This is a genomic window from Bradyrhizobium nanningense, from assembly GCF_004114535.1.
GTDB lineage: Bacteria > Pseudomonadota > Alphaproteobacteria > Rhizobiales > Xanthobacteraceae > Bradyrhizobium > Bradyrhizobium nanningense.
Genome location: NZ_LBJC01000020.1, coordinates 246,312 through 269,018, shown reverse-complemented (window position 1 = coordinate 269,018; position 22,707 = coordinate 246,312). Strand labels below are relative to the sequence as shown.

Annotated in this window: 20 protein-coding genes, 1 tRNA gene and 4 pseudogenes; 10 read left to right on the top strand and 15 right to left on the bottom strand. The window is 59.1% G+C overall.

Features of this window, described 5'->3' with window-relative positions:
• Positions 1-4 precede the first annotated feature (4 nt).
• The gene (locus tag XH84_RS14235; RefSeq protein ID WP_128948328.1) at positions 5-967 is read right to left on the bottom strand and encodes a carbohydrate ABC transporter permease; all 963 of its coding nucleotides are present in this window, start codon (positions 965-967) and stop codon (positions 5-7) included.
• A gap of 67 nt (positions 968-1,034) precedes the next feature.
• Positions 1,035-2,420, bottom strand: coding sequence for an ABC transporter substrate-binding protein (locus XH84_RS14230; RefSeq protein WP_128948327.1), 1,386 nt, complete (start codon positions 2,418-2,420; stop codon positions 1,035-1,037).
• Between the two features lie 190 nt (positions 2,421-2,610).
• Between XH84_RS14230 and XH84_RS14225 the strand changes: the two genes are divergently transcribed.
• Entirely contained in the window at positions 2,611-2,937 is a 327-nt protein-coding gene (locus tag XH84_RS14225; protein ID WP_128948326.1) for a hypothetical protein, read from the top strand.
• Between the two features lie 7 nt (positions 2,938-2,944).
• Here XH84_RS14225 and XH84_RS14220 read toward each other — a convergent pair.
• From XH84_RS14220 to XH84_RS41650, 4 genes and pseudogenes are all read right to left on the bottom strand, one after another.
• Positions 2,945-3,088 (bottom strand): annotated as a pseudogene (locus XH84_RS14220) (IS3 family transposase); the annotation flags it as partial.
• A gap of 21 nt (positions 3,089-3,109) precedes the next feature.
• Positions 3,110-3,268 (bottom strand): transposase domain-containing protein, encoded by a 159-nt coding sequence (locus tag XH84_RS41660; RefSeq protein ID WP_333921997.1) that lies wholly within the window; start codon positions 3,266-3,268, stop codon positions 3,110-3,112.
• A 22-nt stretch (positions 3,269-3,290) separates the two neighbouring features.
• Positions 3,291-3,401, bottom strand: a complete 111-nt coding sequence (locus tag XH84_RS41655) for an IS66 family transposase (protein WP_347338881.1) — start codon at positions 3,399-3,401, stop codon at positions 3,291-3,293.
• 100 nt (positions 3,402-3,501) lie between these two features.
• Positions 3,502-4,005 carry an IS66 family transposase gene (locus XH84_RS41650; protein WP_347338880.1) on the bottom strand — a complete coding sequence of 168 codons (504 nt, stop codon included), beginning with the start codon at positions 4,003-4,005 and terminating at the stop codon, positions 3,502-3,504.
• 19 nt (positions 4,006-4,024) lie between these two features.
• On the opposite strand from XH84_RS41650, the gene XH84_RS14205 reads away from it, so the two are divergent.
• On the top strand, positions 4,025-4,825 hold the full coding sequence (locus XH84_RS14205; RefSeq protein WP_128948324.1) for a GH12 family glycosyl hydrolase domain-containing protein: 801 nt from the start codon (positions 4,025-4,027) through the stop codon (positions 4,823-4,825).
• Between the two features lie 231 nt (positions 4,826-5,056).
• Complete coding sequence (locus XH84_RS14200; RefSeq protein ID WP_164937368.1) at positions 5,057-5,365, top strand: GNAT family N-acetyltransferase; 309 nt, start codon at positions 5,057-5,059, stop codon at positions 5,363-5,365.
• A gap of 285 nt (positions 5,366-5,650) precedes the next feature.
• Here the strand turns inward: XH84_RS14200 and XH84_RS14195 are convergent, their stop codons facing one another.
• Positions 5,651-6,019: a hypothetical protein gene (locus XH84_RS14195; protein WP_128948322.1), complete on the bottom strand. Its 369-nt coding sequence runs from the start codon at positions 6,017-6,019 to the stop codon at positions 5,651-5,653.
• A 609-nt stretch (positions 6,020-6,628) separates the two neighbouring features.
• On the opposite strand from XH84_RS14195, the pseudogene XH84_RS40765 reads away from it, so the two are divergent.
• The 5 genes and pseudogenes from XH84_RS40765 to XH84_RS40755 all read left to right on the top strand — a co-directional run.
• A pseudogene (locus XH84_RS40765) lies at positions 6,629-6,759 on the top strand (Ku protein); the annotation flags it as partial.
• Positions 6,760-7,845: 1,086 nt separating this feature from the next.
• A complete protein-coding gene (locus XH84_RS14185; RefSeq protein WP_128948321.1) occupies positions 7,846-9,129 on the top strand; it encodes a cystathionine gamma-synthase family protein in 1,284 nt (427 codons plus the stop codon).
• A gap of 226 nt (positions 9,130-9,355) precedes the next feature.
• Positions 9,356-9,609: pseudogene (locus XH84_RS40760) on the top strand (nickel/cobalt efflux protein RcnA); the annotation flags it as partial.
• A 1,232-nt stretch (positions 9,610-10,841) separates the two neighbouring features.
• On the top strand, positions 10,842-11,060 hold the full coding sequence (locus XH84_RS41870; protein WP_128948319.1) for a DUF3141 domain-containing protein: 219 nt from the start codon (positions 10,842-10,844) through the stop codon (positions 11,058-11,060).
• A 55-nt stretch (positions 11,061-11,115) separates the two neighbouring features.
• Positions 11,116-11,595, top strand: a complete 480-nt coding sequence (locus tag XH84_RS40755; protein WP_245471719.1) for an acetoacetate decarboxylase family protein — start codon at positions 11,116-11,118, stop codon at positions 11,593-11,595.
• A gap of 365 nt (positions 11,596-11,960) precedes the next feature.
• Here the strand turns inward: XH84_RS40755 and XH84_RS41865 are convergent.
• From XH84_RS41865 to XH84_RS14135, 6 genes and pseudogenes are all read right to left on the bottom strand, one after another.
• A pseudogene (locus tag XH84_RS41865) lies at positions 11,961-12,222 on the bottom strand (IS30 family transposase); the annotation flags it as partial.
• A gap of 248 nt (positions 12,223-12,470) precedes the next feature.
• Positions 12,471-14,201, bottom strand: a complete 1,731-nt coding sequence (locus XH84_RS14155; RefSeq protein ID WP_128948318.1) for a dipeptide ABC transporter ATP-binding protein — start codon at positions 14,199-14,201, stop codon at positions 12,471-12,473.
• Entirely contained in the window at positions 14,198-15,079 is an 882-nt protein-coding gene (locus tag XH84_RS14150) for an ABC transporter permease (protein ID WP_128948317.1), read from the bottom strand. The genes XH84_RS14155 and XH84_RS14150 overlap by 4 nt, the downstream gene beginning before the upstream one ends.
• Positions 15,076-16,038, bottom strand: a complete 963-nt coding sequence (locus tag XH84_RS14145; RefSeq protein WP_128948316.1) for an ABC transporter permease — start codon at positions 16,036-16,038, stop codon at positions 15,076-15,078. The genes XH84_RS14150 and XH84_RS14145 overlap by 4 nt, the downstream gene beginning before the upstream one ends.
• A complete protein-coding gene (locus XH84_RS14140) occupies positions 16,035-17,723 on the bottom strand; it encodes an ABC transporter substrate-binding protein (RefSeq protein ID WP_128948315.1) in 1,689 nt (562 codons plus the stop codon). The genes XH84_RS14145 and XH84_RS14140 overlap by 4 nt, the downstream gene beginning before the upstream one ends.
• Before the next feature lie 30 nt (positions 17,724-17,753).
• A complete protein-coding gene (locus tag XH84_RS14135) occupies positions 17,754-19,088 on the bottom strand; it encodes an NtaA/DmoA family FMN-dependent monooxygenase (RefSeq protein WP_208757079.1) in 1,335 nt (444 codons plus the stop codon).
• 473 nt (positions 19,089-19,561) lie between these two features.
• Between XH84_RS14135 and XH84_RS14130 the strand changes: the two genes are divergently transcribed.
• On the top strand, positions 19,562-19,882 hold the full coding sequence (locus XH84_RS14130) for a hypothetical protein (protein ID WP_208757077.1): 321 nt from the start codon (positions 19,562-19,564) through the stop codon (positions 19,880-19,882).
• Positions 19,883-19,941: 59 nt separating this feature from the next.
• The gene (locus tag XH84_RS14125) at positions 19,942-21,468 is read left to right on the top strand and encodes a site-specific integrase (RefSeq protein WP_128948312.1); all 1,527 of its coding nucleotides are present in this window, start codon (positions 19,942-19,944) and stop codon (positions 21,466-21,468) included.
• Positions 21,469-21,697: 229 nt separating this feature from the next.
• Here the strand turns inward: XH84_RS14125 and XH84_RS14120 are convergent.
• Together XH84_RS14120 and XH84_RS14115 are read right to left on the bottom strand one after the other, a co-directional pair.
• Positions 21,698-21,773: transfer RNA gene (locus tag XH84_RS14120), tRNA-Lys, on the bottom strand.
• A gap of 169 nt (positions 21,774-21,942) precedes the next feature.
• Complete coding sequence (locus XH84_RS14115) at positions 21,943-22,527, bottom strand: Spy/CpxP family protein refolding chaperone (RefSeq protein ID WP_206734122.1); 585 nt, start codon at positions 22,525-22,527, stop codon at positions 21,943-21,945.
• Positions 22,528-22,707 lie beyond the last annotated feature (180 nt).

The following is a 22,707-nucleotide window of genomic DNA, read 5'->3' as shown; positions in this document are numbered from 1 at the left end:
TCCTCTAACTGACACGCTGCCGGACCAAGCGCCACAATTTTACCATGGCCAAGGTCCCGAGAAGTACGATCAACCAGTTGACGACCATGAGCGCGGCACCACGCCCGAAGGCAAGATTTTGAAAGGCTGTGATGTAGGCGCGGACCGAGAGCACGGCGGTACTGTCACCCGGGCCTCCTTGCGTTGTCCCGAAGATGATATCGAACTGATTGAGCGATTCGATCAGCCGAAATACAGCGGCGATCAGGATGTATGGCGCGATGAGCGGAAGCTCGATATGGAGGAAGGTTGCCCAACCCTTCGCACCATTGACCCGCGCGGCTTCTCTGACCTCATGGTCGATGCCCTGCAAGCCGGCGAAGATGATCAGCGCGAAAAATGGCGTGTAAGTCCATATGTCGATGAGAACCAGCGACAACATCGCTGTGCTGGCGTCCGAAATCCATGCCAACCGGCCGATCCCAATAAGCGAGAGCAAGTAGTTCAGGATCCCATTCTGCGGATCCATCATTGTGGTCCACATCAAGGCGACGCTCATTGGCGGCAGAACCAAGGGAAGGAGAATGACGGGTCGCATCAGCCGGGCAAGGAACACCCCACTTGCGAACAATTTGGCAAGCGCAAGCCCGGACAACGCTTCCGCGAGCACGGCGGAGCAGGCATACGCCATTGTCGCCCGCACGCTGTTCCAGAAATCCTGGGACTTGATCGCCACTTCATAGTTGGTGAATCCAATGAAGCGAACCAGGGGACGACCAAACTTGAGATCGGTCAGCGATTGAAAGATCCCATAGAAAAACAGAAAAAGAAATCCAAGCAGGATAATGATCGCGGGCGCAATCGCAGCAAGGCTCCACCAGTCAAGCCCATGCTTTTCGGCGTTTTGCACCTGCTCGTCTTTGGACGATGCCAGTTGGCCTGCCGATGATTGTAACGTCACGGTTGCGTCGGTGCCTCGAAGGTCCATCGCTCACTTCTCAAAAGCTACTCGGGCGTGATGGGGGCGGCAAACCCTTATGCCGCCCCCGATCGCCTTACATGGAAGAGCGGATCTCGGAGGCGAGGCCGGTCAACGTCGCCTTCACGTCCGCGCCATTGACCATTTTCTGCATGGCGACTGCCCAGGCGTTCATGGCCTCGGCAAACCCTACGCGCGGCGTAAAGGCGAGCGCCGCCCTGTCCTGCACGCTTTTGAAGGTATCCACGAAGTTCGTGAATTCCGGTTTAGCCGCATAGTCGAGCCAAACCTTGTCGCTCCAGGTCGAAGCGCGCGGAGAGTTGACGAGCTTCCCGGCGACGGCTCCGTTCAGCTCGACCTGCTTTGACGTCGCCCACTGAATGAACAGCCAGGCCGCTCCCTTTTTCTGGGAGGCAGCATTCATGGCCAGGGACCAGATCCAGATGTTCGATTCGAAATTCTTGCCGTTCGGAGCGCGCAGCGGGGGAGCGAATGCGATCTTGCCCGAAGCGGGTTTGCCGGCAACATCGTTCCAGAATCCGAACATGTTGGAATCGATCGCCATCGCGGTCCGGCCCGAATTGATGCCATCGACCACCTGGTACCAGTTGTCGTTGGCAAAGGACGGAGCAGCGCACTTCTTGATCATCTGCACATAGTCCTTGTGGAAGGCGAGCGACTCGGGCGAATCGAGACCGGTTTCCAACTTGCCGTCCTTGACGACGAAGTCGTGCACACCATAGGACTTGGCAATCGAGATGGCGGCCGTGTGGATACTGCTCCAAAAGCGCACTCCCCGCACGCCCAGGGGTGTGATCGCGGGATCCGCAGATTTCAGCTTTTCGCATGCCGCGGACATCTCCGGCGGAGTTGTGGGGACCTTGATACCGTGTTTATCCAGAATGTCCTTGCGGTAGAACAATTGGATGTTTTCGAAACCGTGCGGGATGGCCCACACCTGACCCCGGCCGGCCTCGATCTGCCCGCCGTTGATCTCCCATGTCAGCGCGTCACGTAGTGCGGGGAAAAAGTCCTTATAATCATAGCTTGCCGAGGTGAGCTTGGGATCGTTCAAATAACGATCGAGCGGCTCGAGCAGTTGACCGGGGGCGAGATCCCAAGCCGGCTGAATCCCCATGCCGACGATGTCCCACGAGGGTGACTTTGTGCTCAGCTGGATGGTCAGCTTATTCCAGTAGGCGTCGTCCGGATAAAGCTCAGGCGTCACCTTGATGCCTGTCAACTTCTCGAAGTCAGGCAGCTGTGCTGCGACCGCGTCAGCATAGGGATGGATGTCATATGCCCACACGATCGAAGCGCCCTCGAACTGGCGCCAGTTGATATCGTCCCCTTTGGCCTGGCCGAAAGATGCGGCCGCCCCAGCCAAGAGAGCTGAGCAAATCAGAGCGGTTTTGAACAAATGAGCCGAATGGCCGCGCAAAGCGGCTTGCGTCCTTGGCATTAATCCCTCCTCCGGGCTCTTTGGCCCGCCAACTCGCGTCCCCCTCCTCTTCCAGGGTCGCGAGTATCGGGAACGCTAACCGTCATTTTCGGCCCATATACGCCCATTCAGATCGAAGTTGGGTAACATTGGGTAAGTCAAGAAGACAACGTCGCACGAGCCGCTTCACGAAGCGGTGGGAGATGATCAAGTGCAGGCGCATGGTCAGGCGCCGCGAAACCAGTCCCGCAACGACTGGTCGATAGCCAAAGACTGGATCACAGAGAACATCACACTTCCGAGCGAAGTGACCAAGAACGGCCGCACGCACGTGATGCCGCTAACGGTTGCCGCAAAGCACTACGCATATGCGATGTGGCGTGAGGACTTTGCACCATACCTAGATCCGGACGAGATGATTTGGGGCTTGCACCGGAGCGCTTTTGATATTCTTTTTGAGCGCTCAGCAAAGCTCGCTCGAACGCAGGAGCGGCGTCTAAACGTATACTTCGAGATGGCCATCCCGGACGGCCATTGAAGTTTTAGATGAAGGCATTCTGCCTCGGCTTGCCGGGCGCGATGTAGTGCCAGGCGACGCGGCTCCGACCGGCCTATGTCACGATGGCGTTGCTGGTAAATTCAGTGCCGTTGTCGCTGACCACCATTTTTGGCTCGCCGCGCTCGATGATCGTAAGCGCTTAGCCGCAACCCTATTGATGCTGGCTTGAGGTTTTGCGGAAGGGCCATGGCATGAGGTCGTCGATTTCGCTTTGGGGATGGTCGGCAATGATCGCCGTGAGCGTTTTGGCGATGTAGGCGACCGGGTTGATGTCGTTGAGCTTACAGGTCGCCACGATGGGTGCGAGCAAGGCCCAGTTTTCGGCTCCGACCTCATGACTGGCGAAGAGCGCGTTTATTTTTGGTCAAGCAGATTGGCGGGATCGCCTTTTCAACCGGATTGGTGTCGAGCTCGAGACGCTCGTCATCGAGGAAGCGCGTCAGCCAGGGCCAATCTGACGAAGCGCCGGCGCAAATGGCTCCAGCAATGTACGAGCACCACGGCCCTTGCGGTCGGACAACTTCGATCAGCCGATCATAACCGTCATAGGCATCGCGTTGCAGGAAGTGTCCGTTGAAGCGTCCAGGAACTGCTCAGCGAAGGCATCCGGGCATATCGGAACGGCACGATCGGCGGATTTGGGCCACTATGGCTGCGGTCGTCGGAGACGATCGCCCAGAAGCAGCCCTTCTTCGTTTGACCACGCCCGCGATCGAGCACCGGCGCCGTGGTTTCAATCCATGAACAAGCGATCCGCCGCTGCCAGATGGCGGCGCATGTGGTCGGCAACGGGCTGGAAATGGAAGCAGCGCGGCCTGACCAATTGCCCGCGTCACTCAGATGGCGCCAGAGTCGCGCCCGATCATGATCCCGGCGGGCTCGCGATGACCATCGGGAAATCCTTCTCGTTGCGCCACGTGCGTGGGTTGGAAAAGTAGCGGCCAGGCGCGTACCGTGCACTCGCGCACTAGTCAGCTTCTCGAAAGCCAACCGTCCTAGAATTCGAAGCCGATCTTTAAGGGCCAACCGAAGAGGCTTTGTTCTCATAGGAGCAAGGGAGAGCATAATGGATTCCAATCGGATAAACGGTGCCGGCTTGCCAGAGTCCCCAACGGGGTACGCCCACTCACAGGAGCATCATGAGCTTTTCAGGCAAGCTGTAAAAGACGTCGGGCGGCCGGTCGCCGCTGTACCGGCAAAGCCCCCGATTTGGAGTTCGAGCGCTCCGTACGGGAACTTTGCACGCGATGGCTACTCCTGGAACAACGACGTGTGGGGCAGTGGTGCCGGGCCTCAGACCATTTCGGTGTATGGAGCGAACCGGTGGAGCGTGTGGTCGAACCAGCCTCGAACTGGTGGCATCAAGAGCTATCCGCATGAGGCCGTCCATATCGGGAAGCCGCTCAGTGCAATCAACACCTTGAGCTCGACCTTCAATCAGGACGTTCCTAAAAGCGGCGCTTGGGACACCGCCTATGATATTTGGGACAGCTCAAACCAGCACGAGATCATGATCTGGACAAACTACACTGGAAACTCGGACGGTAGCGGCAACGTTAAGCCGATTTCTTATCATTATCGGCAGGATCCCTCCGGGGCCGCGATCCCGGTCTACACTAACGTCGAGGTGGGAGGGACGACCTGGAACGTGTTTGAAGGGAACAATGGTCACAACGTCATCTCGCTCGTGCCCACTTCGAAGAGCAATAGCGGGACAGTGGACATCAAAGGCATCCTAGAGTGGATCAAGTCGAAAGGCTACTTCGGCGACATAAACGTCGGTAGCGTCCAATACGGCGTCGAGATCACCTCGTCCCCAGGCGGAATGGACTTCAAGTTCAATAACTGGACCGTGACCTCAAAGTGAAGATCCAGTTCTGTTCGCCTCGGCCGTTCTCGAGGCCACCGGCAGCAAGCGCGTGAGGCCTTGCCGAGGGTGATCGGCTCGCTCTCTCCAGAATCAGATGACAGACGATATCCAGGTACGGCGCATCGACGCCGACGAAGTCGATAGGCGTTTGGAGGGTCTCGCTGACATCCTCATCGACTGCGTCGCCCACGGCGACTCAGTCAGCTTGTATCTCGACGACGTGCGCTGGTGTACTGGCGTAGCATTGCGGACGCGGTCATTTGCAATGAAAGCGTGTTGCTAGCTGCGGAAGATAGCACAGGTCAGATTGTTGGCACAGTCCAGATGGTACCTGCCGCCTTTGCGAACCAGATGCATAGCGCTCAAGTCGTCAAACTCCTGGTTGGAAGAAGTGCACGCCGTCGCGGTATCGGGCGCTGGCTGCTCTCGGCTGTCAGCGAGTTAGCACAAAAAGAGGGAAAGATGTTGTTGACGCTCATCACGACCACAGGTTCTGCTGCCGAGCGTCTTTACGCCAGCGATGGATGGCAGCGGTGATCTCCGTTGAGAAATCTGCGTCTTGCCCCCAACCCACTCCTCCAAGATAGGATGCCGCAATCGTCCCATTCATCTGCGCTGGCGTGACCACTCATCAGGACGTAGCTTTGATAGTCACCGTTGATTGTCAATACCAGACGATGGTCTTTGCCCCGTGATGAGATAAGTCCATTCGCGTAGATCTTAATAAAACCGTCTGAAACGGATGCGATCGCGGTCGCCGGAAGGATGATCCATCTGGCGGTGAAGTTTTACCAGGAAGACCTGAAGCGCCGGTGGAGGTCGTCATCGGTCATGCTTATCTGATCGCGACCACCGGCCGGCGTATTGCCCAGTTGCAACGTTCCTGCATGGACGTCGCTCGGATCTTATTCCCCGCCGGTTGCGCTCAACGATAGCTATAATCAATTCTTCAGTGGCGATCAGAGCCAGCTCCATTTTTTCCTTAACAATAGTCGACGTATCTCGACCGATACTGTCGAGGTGGTTCAGGGCCATCGCTTTGAAACTATGGGCTAGGCGCTCCTCGGCATCGTCGCGTGCATAGTCTACAATAGTATCCAGGTGGGCGACGATTTCAGCCCGTTGCTCGGTCGGTTTTGGTCCGTCAAGCAACGTTATCGCTCGAATAAAGGACTGCTCAATAGGGATCATATCAGGTTTCCTTTGGACCGTGGTTGGAAGCAGCGATTCCAGTTCGCACCGTTGGTGAAGATTCAGCGGAAAGGCGGGGCGCTCCGAAAAACGGGCAGCGCAGACGTGTTTCGGCGCTCGCCCCGAAAGCACTGTCCCTACCACCAGCCGTCGCCCTCGGAGTTAGGAAGGCTGGCCACCTCGGCCCCCGAGAGACTGAACTCCCAAAGGGTGCTGCCAATTATCGCGGAGAAGGACTGCAAGGCACCTACCAGGATTGGTCGGCGCCGATCTCATGTGGTCCGCGATTAGCCGGCTGGTGTGGTATGGGGTCGTGGCCATGTGTCCACTCGATTCTAAATTGGTAGTTTTCCCCTTGAACGAGAACCTAAGCGTCGTGCCCTGCCTTTCCGTTCGCGTGGGCGGCATCGACCGCGGCGCGGATTGCCTCCTTCTGAGTAGCGTATGGGTCGGCTATCGTCGCTCGCATTCATTTTGGCCGCGCCGTGGAATCGTATGTGGTGGCTGACTCACGCAATCTTTGCTGACGCTCTGCAGGCCGGTCGCCGACAGACGGCAGCCTCGCGAGCTGAGGAAGAAGGCCTGGTCCTTCGGTTTGGGAAACACAGTATCGCCTTCGACCAGCTCAACCGCCAGACGGGACACCGCATCAAGTACGTGAAGGTCGACGCCGACACCGGCGACGAGGTGCCGAACGAAGAATCGTCAGGGGCTACGAGCTCGAGAAGGGTCAGTACATCTAGGTCTCGAAAGAGGAGCTCGAGGAGATCGCGCTCGAATCGACACGTACCATCCGACGCGCAACTATTACGGTGACGATCCGCTGGGATACGTCATCAGCCTGACAACTTGAAGCGTCGACACCGACAACGATCCGAGATCGAAGATGTTGATCTCTCTCGGAGAGATTTAATCGCGTTAGGTCTTCTCGAACCTCGAGCGGGCCCACGTCCCGTTCGGCAGCCCAATTTTCAACCCTCTGGTCTACGTCATCCTCCGCATGAGCTGAATCTGCCACGTCATAGACTGTGAGCACTCCGTCCCGGTGCGCCCCGGCCTCGTTTTCGCCGAGAGCCAGCGCGCGATGTGTGCGGCGCGGGCAGCCGAACAGTTCAGGCAGCGACAGGGGACGGCCGCGCAGACCAAGGCGGCGGTGGCACGGTCGGACGGCGAGGAGGAAATCAGACGCCTCCACGCGGATACGTCCCTGTCATATGATGATCGTGCCGAAATGGTCGAGCAGCTTCGGGCAGGCGCAACGATCACCGCCTTTCCAACTCCTATGGTCGCCACCTGGCGATAGCTTCTTCGTCAGCTTACCGACAGGTAAGTGCTTCAGAGGTTACAACGTATCGTATGGACTAAGTCTACTCAGTCCTGGCAAGGGAGTATGGAATGGATCCTTTCGAGGCAGGACAGATTCTGCGCGGCGATGGGATCTCTTCGAACGAACAAAAGGGCAGGAGCGGAGATCCTCCCTGATTCGCTCCAGTATCTCGAGCTCAGCGACAATCAATTGACGAGTCTGCCGGAGGGCTTCCCGCTATGCTCCATACTTTCGCCGTTAGGGGCAACCAGCTAACCAGCTTACCTGAAGCGCGCCCGCCCGGGCTCGTGCTCCTCCTCGCTAACCATAACCAGCTAACCAGCCTACCCGAGAACCTACTGACGCATTTGAGCGCTGGTGCCGAGTCAGATGTGTCTGGAAATCCGCTGCCGGAGCAGGTGCTGACGAACCTGCATACAGGGTCGATTTTGTGACCACCGCGGTGTACCACCGATTCGGCCCGCAACGCGCGGCGAGCATCAGAACAGCGAGACAGGCCATGGCAAAACCGTTCCCGTCGAAGACCCATATCGGCAACCATATGCTGCATCCGGAAACCCTGATGCTGACCTATGGCTATGATCCGCAATTGTCGGAAGGCGCCATCAAGCCGCCGGTGTTCCTGACCTCGACCTTCGTGTTCAAGACCGCCGAAGACGGCCAGGATTTCTTCGATTACGTCGCCGGCCGGCGCGAGCCGCCAGAAGGCATGGGGGCGGGCCTCGTCTATTCGCGCTTCAACCACCCCAACAGCGAGATCGTCGAGGACAGGCTTGCGGTCTATGAGCGCACCGAGAGCTGCGCGCTGTTCTCCTCGGGCATGGCGGCCATTGCGACCACGATCCTCGCCTTCGTCCGCCCCGGCGACGTCATCCTGCACTCGCAGCCGCTCTATGGCGGCACCGAAACCCTGCTGACGAACACGCTGGCGCGCCTGTCGATCGGCGCGGTCGGCTTTGCCGACGGCATCGATGAAGCCTCCGTCAGGCAAGCCTCGGAGGAGGCGACGGGCAAGGGGCGGGTTTCGATGATCCTGATCGAGACCCCGGCCAACCCGACCAACGGCCTCGTCGACATCGCGATGATCCGCCGCATCGCCGATTCCGTCGGCAAGGCCCAGGGACACACGCCGATCATCGCCTGCGATAACACGCTGCTCGGCCCGGTGTTTCAGCGGCCGATCGAGCACGGCGCGGACCTGTCGCTGTATTCGCTGACGAAGTATGTCGGCGGCCATTCCGACCTGATCGCGGGCGCCGCGCTCGGTTCGAAGGCGATCATGAAGGGCATCAAGGCGCTGCGCGGCGCCATCGGCACCCAGCTCGATCCGCATTCGTGCTGGATGATCAACCGCTCGCTCGAGACGCTGAGCCTGCGCATGGAAAAGGCCGATGCGAATGCGCGCCTGGTGGCGAGCTATCTGCGCGACCATCCAAAAGTCGCCAAGGTGCACTATCTCGGTCATCACGAGCAGGACTCCGCCCAGGGCCGCGTGTTCGCGCGGCAATGCCTGGGGGCGGGATCGACCTTCTCGTTCGACATCGTCGGCGGCAAGGAAGCGGCGGTGAAATTCCTCAATGCGCTGCAGATCCTCAAGCTGGCGGTGAGCCTTGGCGGCACCGAGTCGCTCGCGAGCCTGCCCGCGACGATGACCCATTCCGGCGTTCCCGCCGACATCCGCCAAAAGATCGGCGTGCTCGATTCCACCATCCGGCTGTCGATCGGCATCGAGAACCCGTCGGATCTGATCGCGGACCTCGCCCAGGCGCTGAATGCGGCTTGAGCGGGGGGATCAAAGCGGATTGGACGCGCGGCATGCCGACATGATCGCCGCGGCAGCCTCGTTACTCTGCGCGCCCGAGAGCTGCCGCACGAGGCAGATGTAATAGCCCTTGCTGGATGCGTTCAGCAGGGAATCGCCGGCAGGCCGTCAATCTCACTCGGCTTCGAGCCATTTGGAGACGGCGCGACCCGTGGGCCAACGAACGAAACCAACTCCCAATTGCCGCCTGATCCCGTGCCCGACCGCGATCACCGTGCTTCTGCTTTGCATCTAGTTGGAGGAGTTCAGCCTCGGCTCAGTTATGGTCCTCCGCTTCCTTGCAATCACGATGGTTTCGGCCGGCGTCGCCGCCCCCCTCAGCCTTCGCCGGATTGAGCGCCATTGGAGCGTCTTCAGCCGCTTCGCGCACCGTGCGCCAACGTTCTCCGCCGCCAGATCGTGCTTGTCGGCCTCTACAGGGGTTGGTCGGGTTGGCACTAACTGATGATCTGACCGGCACCCGCGTCCGTCCTACGCAAGGCGGTTGCTGGAACCTATCGGAGATCGCCTTCGCGGCAGCGTGCAGTTGCAGGTCGAGATCAGGCGCGGCTACTACATTGGCTTACCGAGGAAATGGTTTAAGCGAACGGAAGCCGTATGACGCTGAAGCGGGCCTCGGCAACCGGCAGTTATGCACGAACATCGGCGCAATCAGCGCAACAGCAATGATACGCTCAAACGGCACCGGCAGGATCACCATTCCTGCACGAAGCCGACGACTACGAACAGCGCAATAGCATCGAGCGCTGCTTCTTCGCTGAACACTCTTTCGACGCTTGGCACCCGTTATACAGGCGAATAGGACAGGCGAACCGTCAATTTTAGCCGGCTTCTTCATCGATCTCGCGGCCGCATTGGTCTGCGGTTGCACGCGTTTCCCCGTAGCCGTCCGGATTGTCAAGTGTCTAACAGGGTGTTCTACTGTAAGAACACCGGCTGAGGGATTTCATACTTAAACTGTCTTTTCACTAAATTCCGGTGGCGAGGCCGCGGGACTGCATCGTCTCGCGGCCCCATTGATTTCCGCTGTTGACGTCCGGGCGAGTTCCTCCACCGAATTCCGACTCTTTACTCCCAGAAGGGATGAGCGCTTCGATCGCCCGTTGGCATTATCGGGCCGTCGGCAATTTCTCGCTGGACAGCATTCCGGAAAATGTTGTCGTGGAGTGCACACGGCTGGTGCCAACCTGATCGACAGCAGCGACAGCGATCGTACGAAAACGCGCCCCGCATCGAAGCGAGCGGCAAGACCCGTGACTTGTTGCAGGCGCCCTGTTGCTGCGCGTCCAGCGCATCTGCAACCGCATGTCTACGCTCCTGCCCAATCTCTTGGCAGACGATGAAAGTCCGGCTGAGGCTCTACGTAAGATGCGCGACGATGGAATGCGGGGCGTTGCCAGGACGGGATACCGGCGTGACGCAAGTGAGCGCGCGGATGTTCTCCGCGAGCTTGGCGAAGTCTTCCCCGAACATGAGTCGGCAGGCTGTCCGCCCGTTCTATTCCACGACTACGACACAGACATGGAAGGACCGCAGGTACGTATTAATGCACGTCATTCCGGCTGAAAACGTCACCGTCGGCTACGGCCGTCGCCCTTTTATGATTATCTGTACGCGAGCGGGACCCAGTCCGGGCGTCGGCGGCCACAAAGCCGGCGAGAGGTGGACTTGCATTGCGCGAAGGTCATCCCGTGTACTTGGTGCGCTTCCAGCGTGACACAGAGCAGGACCAGCATCTCTCGTGTGTTACCCACGCGAAAGCGGCCATCGTTCGGAAAGTCATGCGCCGGCATCCGCATGCCCTCTCCCGGCCGTCATCGGCAATCGCCAAAGTGGCTGCGCGGCCCTCCTACTCGCCCGGACAAATCTCGGCTGGCCTGAGGATCCGCTAGCGATGTGAAGGTTGAGTTCACATCATAGAGTAGAACAATCAGGAGGATTGCAGCAATGCACGAAGTCAAAGGCATTCCGTTTGATGCGCCGCTTTACCACGGGGGCGACGAGCAGGGTAGCGCGTTTCTTAACTGCCAAGCCGTAAATGTCATGTTCAGCATCACAAGGGACGCGACTCGTCTACTGCCGGAGGAGCTAGTACCTGCAGCAAACCCGGCGATCGGTATTGTGGGCGTAGCGTGCTATGGCTTAAGCACAGTCGGAGCGTACTTAGAGCACTACTCAGGACTCCAAGTTCGCAATCCTGGCGGGCAGACCGGCTACTACATTCCATGCATCTACGTGACAACGAATGATGCAGCGCTCGCTTCGGGACGGGAGGTCCTTGGTGCTCCAAACAAGCTGGCGCACATCAGACTGACATGGGAAGCTGGTCCGATTCAGGGCACGCTCGAACGTCGGGCTGGCAAGCGTCTGCTAACCATCACTGCTCAACCAAATCAACGCATGAGCTCGGGTGCGCGGCAGATGTAGCCTACGCGGACGAACTTCTATTCGGTTCGCCATCTGCCACTAACAGAGTCCGGAAAGGGAGCCGTAACGCAACTCGTGAAATGGTGCACGGACCGAAGGTTCCGACGAGACGAGCGGGGCGCCGAAGTACTTTTTACTGGCCCGGTTTCCCTAACTTACGACTGCCCCCTCACTCATCGATCCCGTGCACAATTTGGCGGTCGGGGATACCCTGCTCGGCACGTACGAGGAGTATGAGTCTAGACTCCAGGCCATCGATGTCTTGTCGGGAGATCAATTCAGGCAAACAGAATGAGGAGTGAGTTTGCCCCAACTTTATCCAGTTAGAAGTCCCTGGTGACCTTGCCCTAAGCTTTACCTAGGTCTCTGCCGGGGTGCCCTCGTATTTTCTTGTGAAGTGGCAGCAGGCGGTACCAGTAATCGTTCTGGGCCGTCCGACGTTAGATGAGACGATATTGACTCATGGCTGATGATGGCGCGACCATGCTTCAGCACCAGGCGGCCGGCGATCTGCTCCGGCGAATGTCCCGTCGCAAGGCTTTTGCCCACGCATTTGCGCAGGTCTGACCGGCGCGCCAGCTTGAAGCGACACCCCCATCGCCTCCGTCGCTCGGCCGAAGCTTGTGAGCTCCGTTGCGGCTAGTCTAGACCCACCTGCGCCGGTGTGGTGATCGGCCATCGCATCTTGTGGACTTCGGTCTGGCAGTGAATCCCCTTAAAGGACGGAATTTGCATCGTCCGAATAGGCAGACGGGCTTCCGCTGGCGCGGATGCATGCATGGGAGAGCCACGGCCCGATCTAGCTGCCTTGCACAGCGCCTTGTCGTGCGCTCAGCCTCGCGCTGAGCCGACGGGGAGTGGCTGGCCTTGAGACTTTAAGCCGCCTGGAAGCGCAATTGTGGAACGGCCGCAACCAGCTTCCTCGTATAGGGTTGCCGAGGCCGTAAAAATACGTCGTCTGCTGCGCCGGCTTCGACGGCCACGCCGTGATTCATGACAAGAACACGGTCGCTCAGGTGGTGCACGACGCCGAGATCATGCGAGATGAATAGATAGCTGACGCGCAAGTGAGACTTGAGATCGCCAAGCAGATCGAGAATTTGCGCCTGGATGGATACATCAAGTGCCGCGACCGGCTCGTCACACACGATGATCTTGGGGCGCGGAGCAATCGCGCGGGCGATCGCAACCCGTTGGCGTTGACCTCCCGACAGCTCGAGTGGGCGCCTGTTCCTGAAGCTTGATGAAAGCCCCACAAGATCGAGCAACTCACTGACCTCGGATCGTCGACTGGCTCTGTCGAGGGGATCTCCGCGGCGCCTTGCCAAGGCATCATCAATGACGCGCTCGATGCTCCAGCGCGGATCGAATGAACTTAGTGGGTCCTGGTAGATGACCGAGATATCCGATCGCCGCTGGCGGCGCTCTTTCTCAGTCGCTGCAGTCCACAGCGCACCTTCGAGCGTCACCTCTCCCAGGTCCGGCCTTTCGAGCGCGAGCGCCATGCGTGCCACGGTCGTCTTCCCGGACCCTGACTCGCCGACGATACCAAGCGTCTCTCCATGGCCGAGGCGAAACGAGACATCATTGACAACGGTACGCAGCTTGCCGTCCGGTCCACGAAAGCGCTTGACGAGCCCTTCCGCTTCAAGCAGCGGCCTACTACGCTGTGCGATATCCGATTGGGCCAGCGCTTTGGTCACGTCGCGTTCAGCCGAGATGAAGCGCGGCGCCTTATAGGACGAAAGACGGCTGCCGCGTGACTGGACGGATGGGATCGCCTTAAGAAGGCTTCTGGTATAATCGTGTCTTGGATTGCCAAAAATCTGTTCTGATGAGCCATGCTCGACGATTTCACCGTGTCGCATCACGATGACTTCGTCGGCCATCTGCGATACCACGGCAAGATTGTGGCTGATGAGGATCACGGCCTTCCCGCGTTCGCGGGTTTCGCTGAGCAGATCCAAGATTTGCGCCTGGATCGTAACGTCCAGCGCCGTCGTGGGCTCATCTGCGATCAAGAGAGCTGGATCGAGAGCGATCGCCGTCGCAATCAAGGCTCGTTGTCGTTGTCCGCCTGACAGCTCATGTGGAAGCTGCCGCGCCTTGACCGCCGGCTCGGGCACGCCGACGAGCTTCAGAAGCTCAAGCACCCGTTCTGTCAACTCTGCGCCTGTCCTGATTGCGCGGTGAACAGTCAGCGCTTCACCGATCTCCTTGCCAACCGGTCTTAGCGGATCGAGCGACACCAGTGCGTCCTGTAACACGAAGCCGATACCCTTGCCGCGCAGGGCTCTCCATTCCGTGTCACCCAGGTGATCGATACTCTTCCCTTGAAAAGTCAGGCGGTCAGCTTGGACATGAGAACGCGCGCCGGTAAGACCAACCAACGTCCGGGCCGTAACGCTCTTGCCTGATCCTGATTCACCAACGATCGCGACGCACCGGCCTTTCTCAACCGTGAAAGAGACACTCTTTACCACATCTCGCCGCGAATGCGCCGGCCCGAAGGAAACGTTGAGGTTTTGTACCCCGAGCAACGGGACGCTAGCCGCGGGCGGTGTGGCATTTTGCCGGAAGGAGGCTGCGGGATAGGTCACGTTCATGGAAGCTCAATCCTTCCTTCCAGGCGTTGCTGCACGTACTGGCCGACAACAGTAACTGAGAGTGCTAAGGCAGCGATGGCAATACCGGGCATGACCTCGAGCCACCACGCATAGATCACGTAGTTACGCCCGGCATTGAGCAGCGCGCCCCATTCCGATGACGGGGGCGCAACTCCCAAGCCTAGAAAGGAAAGGCCGGATGCCCAAATGATGGCTTGCCCGACACCGAGCGTGAACATTGTCGCAAGTGGGCTGATTGCGTTGGGGAGAATATGCTTGAACAGGATGCGTCTCGGCGAGTGTCCTAGCGCCCTTGCCGCCTCAACATAACTGGTCGCTTTAACGCTCAGAACCTGCACCCTCACCATCCGCGCATATCCGGGCGATGTTCCAAGGCCGACGGCGATAACCAGCGTCGGGACCGAGGTGCCCAACAACGAAACGAAGAGAAGCGCAAGAAACAGAGTGGGGAGAGCGAACAAGGCGTCGAACAGCCGGCTGAGCACATTGTCGATCCAGCCGCCAGACAGGCCCGCCGTCACGCCGAGTATAAGCGCGAGGGCAAGGCTGAGCGCAGTCGCACCCAGCCCAATCGAGAGAGAATGACCTGTCCCTGCCACGATGCGGGAATAGAGATCCCGTCCGGACTGGTCCGTCCCCAGCCAATGCGTCAAGGAAGGGGCCTTCAGAGGTGACGTCAGGCTCAGCATTAAAGGATCATGCGTCTGAAGCAGTTTCGGCTCAATCGCCGCGATGAGGAAGAACGCCATAAAAAAAGCCGCGACATAGACCCGAACTGGAAATCTACGGGCGCCCGTCAGCACTCTTGCAGTTATGAACGCCTTAGCATGTCCGGCGGAGCTAGTGGCGAAACTCATGCCTCTTTCATCCGGGGATCGATGAGCTGCACCGTGAGATCCACGAACAAGCTGGTAGCGACAAACAGCGCAGCCGAAACCAGAATCACCCCTGACACGACCGGGACATCGCGTGTGGAGGTTGCTGCGACGAGAACGCCGCCCAGCCCCTGACGGCCAAAGACCGCTTCGATCAATACCGCGCCGGACAGCAGCTTGCCTATAATCCAGCCGGAAAGGGTGATCCCGGGCAAGGCAGCATGGCGCAGAGCGTGACGTAGACGGATACCGAGATCCCCTGTGCCGCGCATTCTCGATGAGGTGATGAAAGGTTGATCAAGAACCCGCGTGAATTCACTCAAAACCGCTTGACCAAGGAAGCCATAGATTTCCAAGGCCAGGGCGATCGTCGGCAGAACGAGGCCCATGAGGGTGTTGCCGCCTACGACAGGAAACAAGCGAAGCTGGATCGCGAAAACGACCAACAGGATTGTCGCCAGCCAATAAGGCGGAAGGGTTGCCAAGAAGACCTGAAGCCCGCCCAGCGCCTTGGGCCATATGTTGTCACGCCCAGCGAAAAGAACCGTGGTTGTGATGGTGATGATCCAGGCCGTCAACACGGCGGCAAAGGCGAGCGCAATCGTCGGTCCGATCTGGCGCCCAATCAGGTCCGTGACAGGTTGATATTGAACGTAAGACTGCCCAAGGTCTCCGTGCATCACGTCCCTTATATACCTTCCATATTGCACGATGACGGGTTGATCGAAGCCATATTTGGCGTTGATGGCGAGCAGTTGGTCCCGAGGAATCTCTCCCACGTTTCCGCTATTTGCATTGAAGATGATCTGGGCGCGTTCCCCGGGCATCAGAAACTGCACAAAGAAGGTGAATGTCGCCGCGGCCCAGACCACGATCACGCCGGACAAGAGCCGGCGCGCCAGCCAAAGGCTTTGATGGCCTATCATCTTCGCCGCATTCATTTCTTATCGGTGAAATATGCGTCCGAGAAAACGGGCTCGCCCACCGACCCGCTGTCGAGCCAGATGTCCTTCACATTATCGGCTAAAGCGAGGGTGACATCCAAAACCGTGTAACTCAGGGACGGCGCGTTCTCGACGATCCGGCGCTCCGCCTGCTGATAAACCGCGGTGCGTTGCTCCTTGTCAGCGGTCTGTTCGGCCTTCTGGATGATGTCCCACAGGGGCAGATCCTGATAGCGGGAGGGATTGAAAGGATTGCGGACACCATTCAGGTCGGGCTTGTACGAGATGCGATAGATCTCGGCGCCGGGCGCAACCCAATACAGGGGCACGATCTCATAGTCATTTGGACCAAGATTCTTTCCGGCCCAGAAATCAGCCTGATTGGTGGGCTGGAGGCGCACGTCGAAGCCTGCAGCCTTCGCTTGCTGCTGGATGATCTGCAGGACCTGATCGCCATCGGGAGGCGAAAAGGCGTTGGTGTAGGTGATGCGTATGATCAGCGCTTTGCCGTTCTTGCTGCGAATGCCGTTTGCATCGCGCACCGTCCACCCGGCCTCATCGAGCAGCTTGTTCGCCTTCTCAACGTCATAAGAATAGGATTTTGAGAGCTCGCCGACATATTCAGGCGAGCTTTGGCTCAAAGCGAAATTGCCCTCATAGGGCAGCGAGCCAAGGAACGCCGCTTGCACGGCAGCACGCCGGTCGGAGGCATAAGCAAAAGCCTGCCGGACACGCACGTCGTCGAACGGCGGTCTCTCGGAGAACAACGCAAGCCGAAGCGGCGTTCCGCCCGTGAGGTGACGCACGATCTTGAAGCGGGAATTGGCGTCTTGCCAGTTGACGGCCGGGATATGATAGACAACGTCGGATTCGCGGGACAGAAGCGAGCCGTAGCGTATCGTGGGGTCAGCGAGAAAACGCCACTCGATTCCTTCGACATAGGCTGGGCCTTGATGCTTGGCAGTGGCCGGGGCCGAATTGTAGTTTGGGTTTCGACGGAATATGACGTTCTTGCCGCGGTTCCATTTCTCCACGATGAACGGTCCCGAACCGACAGGGCTTTCGCAGTTCACGGCCTTGCCACGCTTCAGCCCCGTCGGCGATAGGATACCTTGCGAGGACTGCGCAAAGACATTCAGCAGCGGCTCGAATGGCGTCTTCAAGGTGATCTTGAGCGTCAGCGGGCCAGCCGCCGCCGCGGACTCGAAGACGCCCTTGAGATAAGGGCCGGCTGTGGGGTTCTCCAGCTCCGGATTGTCGCTCAGCCATCCATTGATGTTATCGACGACCGCCTGGGCGTCCAGAGGCGTCCCGTCCGTGAATTTGACGTCGGGCTTGATCTGGAAAATGTAGGTTTTGCGGTCATCCGAAACGCTCCAGGCGGTCGCAAGCCAAGGCAGGATTCTTCCGTCTTCAGCCCTGGCGACCAGATTGTCGCTGAATTGACGCTGCAGGTACCATTGCTGCACCCAGCCACCATAGAGGCACGGCGGCTCCTGGAAGTGACCGTACCGGATGATCCCGCCCGATTGCGGCTTGCCAGCAGAAGCATCTTCCGCCTTCACGGCATCCGCTATGGTAAGGCCAGACATCGCGATGGCGATGATTGCGGCGTGAGACTTCAGACGACGATTCATACTTTTGAGAAGAAACGCCGAACGAACGGCAGCCGGCTTAGACATGATAAGCTCCGAATATGAAGGGAGAAGAACTCAGGCGGCGGAGACCTGTTCGGCGCGCTCGCCCGGCAGAGGAATGCCAAGATGCTCGCGCAGCGTTTCGCCGCGATAGTCCGAACGGAACAAGCCGCGCCGCTGCAGAACGGGAACAACATGGTCGACGAACGCAGGCGTGCCGTCGGACAGAACATCCGGTATGACGTTGAACCCGTCCACTGCGCCAGCCCGGAACCACTCTTCGAAGGAAGCGGCAATCTGCTCCGGCGATCCAACCAGCACCCGGTGACCGTAAGCAGGCGCCTCGACGATGATCTCGCGGACCGTTTTGCCGGAGCGCACGAGCGCTTCCACAGTGCGATACTGGCCGATGGAAAAAGCCGCGTCCGCATGTCGCGGCAGTAAGTTGGGGTCGATTGGTTCGTCGATCTTCAGCCTTTCGGCAGGAATACCGAAACGACCGGACAGCACATCAAGGGCAACGTCAAAGTTGATAAGCTCGTCAAGCCCTGCCTTGCGCTTGATTGCTTCCTCTTCCGTTCCGGCAATGAAAGTGACGATGCCCGGCAGCACAAGGGGCGCCCGTCGTCCATGTTGAGAAGCAAACGACCTGAGGCGATCGGCCTCGCGCAAGGCGATTTCCAGATTGCCTGTCGACGAGAACACGGCGTCGGCGCTTCGGGCAGCGAACTGAAGCCCCTGATCCGATCCGCCTGCCTGGAAGATAACCGGCTGTCCCTGTCTTGAGCCCGGATGTGTCAGTGGCCCGCTGATGTCGAAGAACTCGCCGGCATGTCTTACCCTCTGCAGCCGGCTCGGATCACCGAAACGCCCCGAGGCCTGGTCCAGAATAAGAGCGCCTTCTCCCCAGCTCTGCCAAAGGGTTCGCACGGCCTCCACGAATTCTTCAGCGCGGCGATAACGGTCATCACGTGATTGCTCCTGGCCGCCGAAGCTCCTGGCCGTATAGACATTGGATGTCGTAACTGCATTCCAGGCCGCACGGCCGCCACTGACAACGTCAAGCGACTGAAATCGGCGCGCGAGGTTATAGGGCTCGTTGTAGGTGGTGGATGCCGAGCCGATTAACCCGACAAATTTTGTTTCTCGTGCGATGCTGGCAAGCGTAATCGTCGGCTCGATGCCATTGAGCGGCGGGCTTTTGTCGATTGCTGGATTGAGCGCTGGCGTATCGGCGAGGAAAACCGCGTCGAGCTTTCCACGCTCGGCGAGCTTTGCGGCTCGTACGTAATGTTCAACGTCGTAGAATGCCCCAGGAGGATTTCCGGGCCACCGCCACGCCGCTGCATGTCCCCCAGCGCCGTGCAGGTTCAAACCAAGGTGAAGCTCACGTTCAAGCGCTGACGTCATCACGCGGCACATGTGATTCGAGTGGAGGTGCACCGGAAGCTCAAAAACGTCATCGCGCTCCTCTCAATTTTCGGTAGCCATGAACCCGTCATGGCACTTCAACATTGTTGAGTAGCCGACCAGCGTCAACCATGCAGACGAAATAAGAATGCCTGTTTCAATTCGTGCCGCCCGATAATTGATTTTTGTTGGGAATGCATCACCGCACGGAACGATAAACTCCGCGACTGAGAAGCCCCATCTATCCGGTTTGCAATCGCATCGGCGGTCTTTGGGCTCCTCCCATGAATGTTCTCCCTCAGCACGGTGCGTGAAGACGCGACGCGAGAGGACCCTTGCATCCTATTTTGCACGCGAAATTAGCCGAATTCGCTACGATTAGGAGGGCACGCTTTTCATGTTCGTTCTTGTCTGCTTCCATGTTGCATCGAAATCGTTCAACGGAGAAAAAAGTGACGCGGCGTTGCGGACTTATGCAGCTGCGCTCGCCAAATAGCGCACAGACCATGGAGCCGCCCTATTCTTCAATTGAAGTCGCAAAAGCGATGGGCATTTCGCTGGACACTTTCTATCGCACGCGTCAGATCCGACACGAGCGCGACGGCTTGCCAGCGCCGATCAGCGCGCGGGGGCCGCTCAAATGGGAGCGCACGGGCTTCGACGCCTGGCTGACCCGACATCACCCCATGCGTCCAAAGACGATCGCCAATGACACATTCGTGCCACCACCAGCAGCAACCGATGCAGAACATCGCGAGCGGCTGAGAACGGCCTATGGCAATCATCGCGCTTGACATCGTAGATCGCCCCAGAGTCCAATAGGTGCTTTCTTACTTCGGCACCAAGGTTTGCTATGGCGGATCCGAAATTTCCGTACGTGAAGTGGCGTGACGGTCGCCCGCGTTCATCGCATGGCGCTTACGCCAGAGCACTTGGCTTCCTCGATTCCGACTTGCGCCATCCGCCCCACGATGAAAAAGGCCATCCGGTCGGTGCATGGTTCAATCTCCAGGAGGCCTCTGACTTTTCAGATAGACGAAGATCGGAAATCGATGCGGCGCGGCGCGCCGGCAAACTGCCCAAAAAGATAACTGTAAGGAAGCGTACCACAATTGGAGATCTTCTAGACGACTGGAGCAAATCGGCTGAGTTCAAGGCATTGTCGGCCGCCTCGCAATCATCCTACCGGAAGTGCATCTCCGCCATCCTGTATCGACCGCAGACGCGCGAGGCTGCTGCACGGATGCGTGCGGAGATCCGAGCCGCCCGACTGCTCGGCCTGGCGGAGCCCGCGCGAGAGCTCGAGGCGATCGCGACCGCGACGCCATCTTCGATTGGCAAGCCGGAGTTCCGCGCGTTCTATAACTATGCGAAATCAGTGCGCGGGCATCACATGGCGCTGTCGATGATCGCGACGCTGTCTGCCGCGTTCACTTGGGGTCAGGAAAGCATCCTGTGGCGCCTCGGACCAAACCCGCGAGAGGGCATGGAGTTCGATCATCCGGACGGCCGGATCGTGCTGGTAGCGATGCGAGAATTTTCGGCATGGGTGGCTGCAGCCGATGCAATCGAACGGCCTTCGATTGGTGACAGCTTCTATCTTGCCCTGTTCACCGGGCAGCGCCAGACCGATCGTCTGATCATGCGTGACGAGGGTGACGTCGAGGGACGGCACGCGTTCCGGCAAAGCAAGACTGGCGAACTCGTCGACATCAAGGAGGCGCCACAACTTAGCGCAAGGCTAAGCGCTTCGCGCGCCAGGATAAAGGCGCTCAAGCTGCGGCTTCAGCTTGAGACAGTACCGCTCGAACTTGTCATCAACGAGGACAATGGCGAGCCATATGACGAGAGCACCTATCGCCATTGGGTATCAACCGCGCGGGCCGTCGCCGTCTTCGGCTTTCTCGCAAGTCATACCGCGCGTCAGGCGGTCGTCCGCGCTGAGCGGCTGACCTCCGAACTGATCAATACCGTCGACACACTGTTCGCGCCTTTCTCACTCGATTCAGAAAACAAAGCGAAACGGGCCCGCGCGGTCGATCAGCGCGCGGGTGCATTGGCGCGATGGCTGGATGCGCAGGCAACGCGCGACAGCAATGGGGAGACGGCGGCGTGGCGCCTGAAGCCCTGCCCGTCGCTAATGTTTGTCAATGTGGCCGGCGAACTCGACCAGAAACACGACCAGGACCTGCGCGATACTTGTGTGATGCTGCTTGATCGCGCCGGCTGCGACCTGCTGACCATCTGCGACATCACCGGGCACTCGTATCGAAGCGCGCAAACCATCGTGAAGCATTACCGCGCCCGAAATGCCGATCGCGCCGACGCCGGCATCGACCGGCTCGAATTGCAGGTACGCAAGGAAGGGATGAAGGGCTGACTGCGGGACCGGCCGAACCTCGTTCGGCGACAGCCCGTGTGCTCTGTTTATGTCGGTGATACCCTCGCCGGTTGCAACCGTCTCCTACAAAGTGCCACAAAGAACATTCAGAGAACGATACAGACTCGTCGCACGGCGTGCGACGTGCGACCACAAAAAGCGTCGCACGGCCACATTTTGTTCTATCCGCAGAAATGAAAAAAGCCCTTGTGGGCCAATCTCTTGAGAGTGGTGGGCGCACCAGGGCTCGAACCTGGGACCCGCTGATTAAGAGTCAGCTGCTCTACCAACTGAGCTATGCGCCCGAAAGGCGGTCAATGCCTTGCGAGGCCGGTCGTTTAGCAAAGCGATCCGGGTCTGGCAAGCGATGCGGTGAAGGTTTTTCCACAGTCCCCCAAAAGCGAAAAGCCGCTGGATTCCAGCGGCTTCGCCAAGGTCAATCCAGGGGTTGATCCCCGCAAAAACCCGCTTTGTTCAGAGCCGGCCCTCGCGGTCTCGTCCCTCGCCGCCATCACGGTCGAAACGGTCGTGGTGGAAGTGCTCCATCATGCGGCCCATGCCGCCCTCCATGAAGTGGTGGGGCGGGCCGTCCTCGCCGCCGCCGAACGGGCCGCGGTGGCGGGTCAGCACCGCGAGGCGCCGCTTCTGGCCCTCGTCCAGGGTCTTGTAGAGCGGATCGGCGGCATCGGCGATCTTCTTTAGAGCCGCCGAGGTCGCGCCCATGTCGTCGGCGCGCTGGCGCAGGCGGGCAACCGGGTCGTCCGGCTTGTCGGCGTCACCGGGACCGGCATTCATCCGTGCATTGGCGCGGTCGATGCGCAGCTTGGCGAAGTCCCGCACGGCGGCCTCGACCGGCGGCCACAGCTTCTCCTGCTCGGCATTGAGCTTCAGCCCGGCATGGACGGCGGCGATCCGCGCGTCGACGAGGGCGGCGCGGTCCTCCGGGTTCATGCGCATGTGGCGGATGTGCTCCATCCACGGGTGATGATATTGGGCGTAGACCGCGCCCGAGCCGGCTATGCTGAGCACGGCGATGGCGGCGATGGTGAATTTCCTCATCCGAACCTCCTCTGGAAGGACGTCCATGAAGATGGGCGCGGTGCGGCTGAGGCGCAACTTACAACTTGGACAGGGAGCGCGTCCTTACCAAGATGTAACGACCGATTTTACCTCCAGCCGCAATCCGGAAATCATTCGCAACAAAAAGGCCTCCGTGCAGATCGCACGGAGGCCCTTCGT

Coding starts and splice junctions, on each gene's coding strand:
- XH84_RS14135 (WP_208757079.1), bottom strand. CDS start 19,088: ATGACGTCAGCGCTTGAACGTGAGCTTCACCTTGGTTTGAACCTGCAC.
- XH84_RS14235 (WP_128948328.1), bottom strand. CDS start 967: ATGGACCTTCGAGGCACCGACGCAACCGTGACGTTACAATCATCGGCA.
- XH84_RS14205 (WP_128948324.1), top strand. CDS start 4,025: ATGGATTCCAATCGGATAAACGGTGCCGGCTTGCCAGAGTCCCCAACG.
- XH84_RS41650 (WP_347338880.1), bottom strand. CDS start 4,005: ATGAGAACAAAGCCTCTTCGGTTGGCCCTTAAAGATCGGCTTCGAATT.
- XH84_RS14185 (WP_128948321.1), top strand. CDS start 7,846: ATGGCAAAACCGTTCCCGTCGAAGACCCATATCGGCAACCATATGCTG.
- XH84_RS14155 (WP_128948318.1), bottom strand. CDS start 14,201: ATGAACGTGACCTATCCCGCAGCCTCCTTCCGGCAAAATGCCACACCG.
- XH84_RS14230 (WP_128948327.1), bottom strand. CDS start 2,420: ATGCCAAGGACGCAAGCCGCTTTGCGCGGCCATTCGGCTCATTTGTTC.
- XH84_RS14140 (WP_128948315.1), bottom strand. CDS start 17,723: ATGTCTAAGCCGGCTGCCGTTCGTTCGGCGTTTCTTCTCAAAAGTATG.
- XH84_RS14125 (WP_128948312.1), top strand. CDS start 19,942: ATGGCGGATCCGAAATTTCCGTACGTGAAGTGGCGTGACGGTCGCCCG.
- XH84_RS40755 (WP_245471719.1), top strand. CDS start 11,116: ATGCACGAAGTCAAAGGCATTCCGTTTGATGCGCCGCTTTACCACGGG.
- XH84_RS14130 (WP_208757077.1), top strand. CDS start 19,562: ATGCAGCTGCGCTCGCCAAATAGCGCACAGACCATGGAGCCGCCCTAT.
- XH84_RS14115 (WP_206734122.1), bottom strand. CDS start 22,527: ATGAGGAAATTCACCATCGCCGCCATCGCCGTGCTCAGCATAGCCGGC.
- XH84_RS14195 (WP_128948322.1), bottom strand. CDS start 6,019: ATGATCCCTATTGAGCAGTCCTTTATTCGAGCGATAACGTTGCTTGAC.
- XH84_RS14150 (WP_128948317.1), bottom strand. CDS start 15,079: ATGAGTTTCGCCACTAGCTCCGCCGGACATGCTAAGGCGTTCATAACT.
- XH84_RS14145 (WP_128948316.1), bottom strand. CDS start 16,038: ATGAATGCGGCGAAGATGATAGGCCATCAAAGCCTTTGGCTGGCGCGC.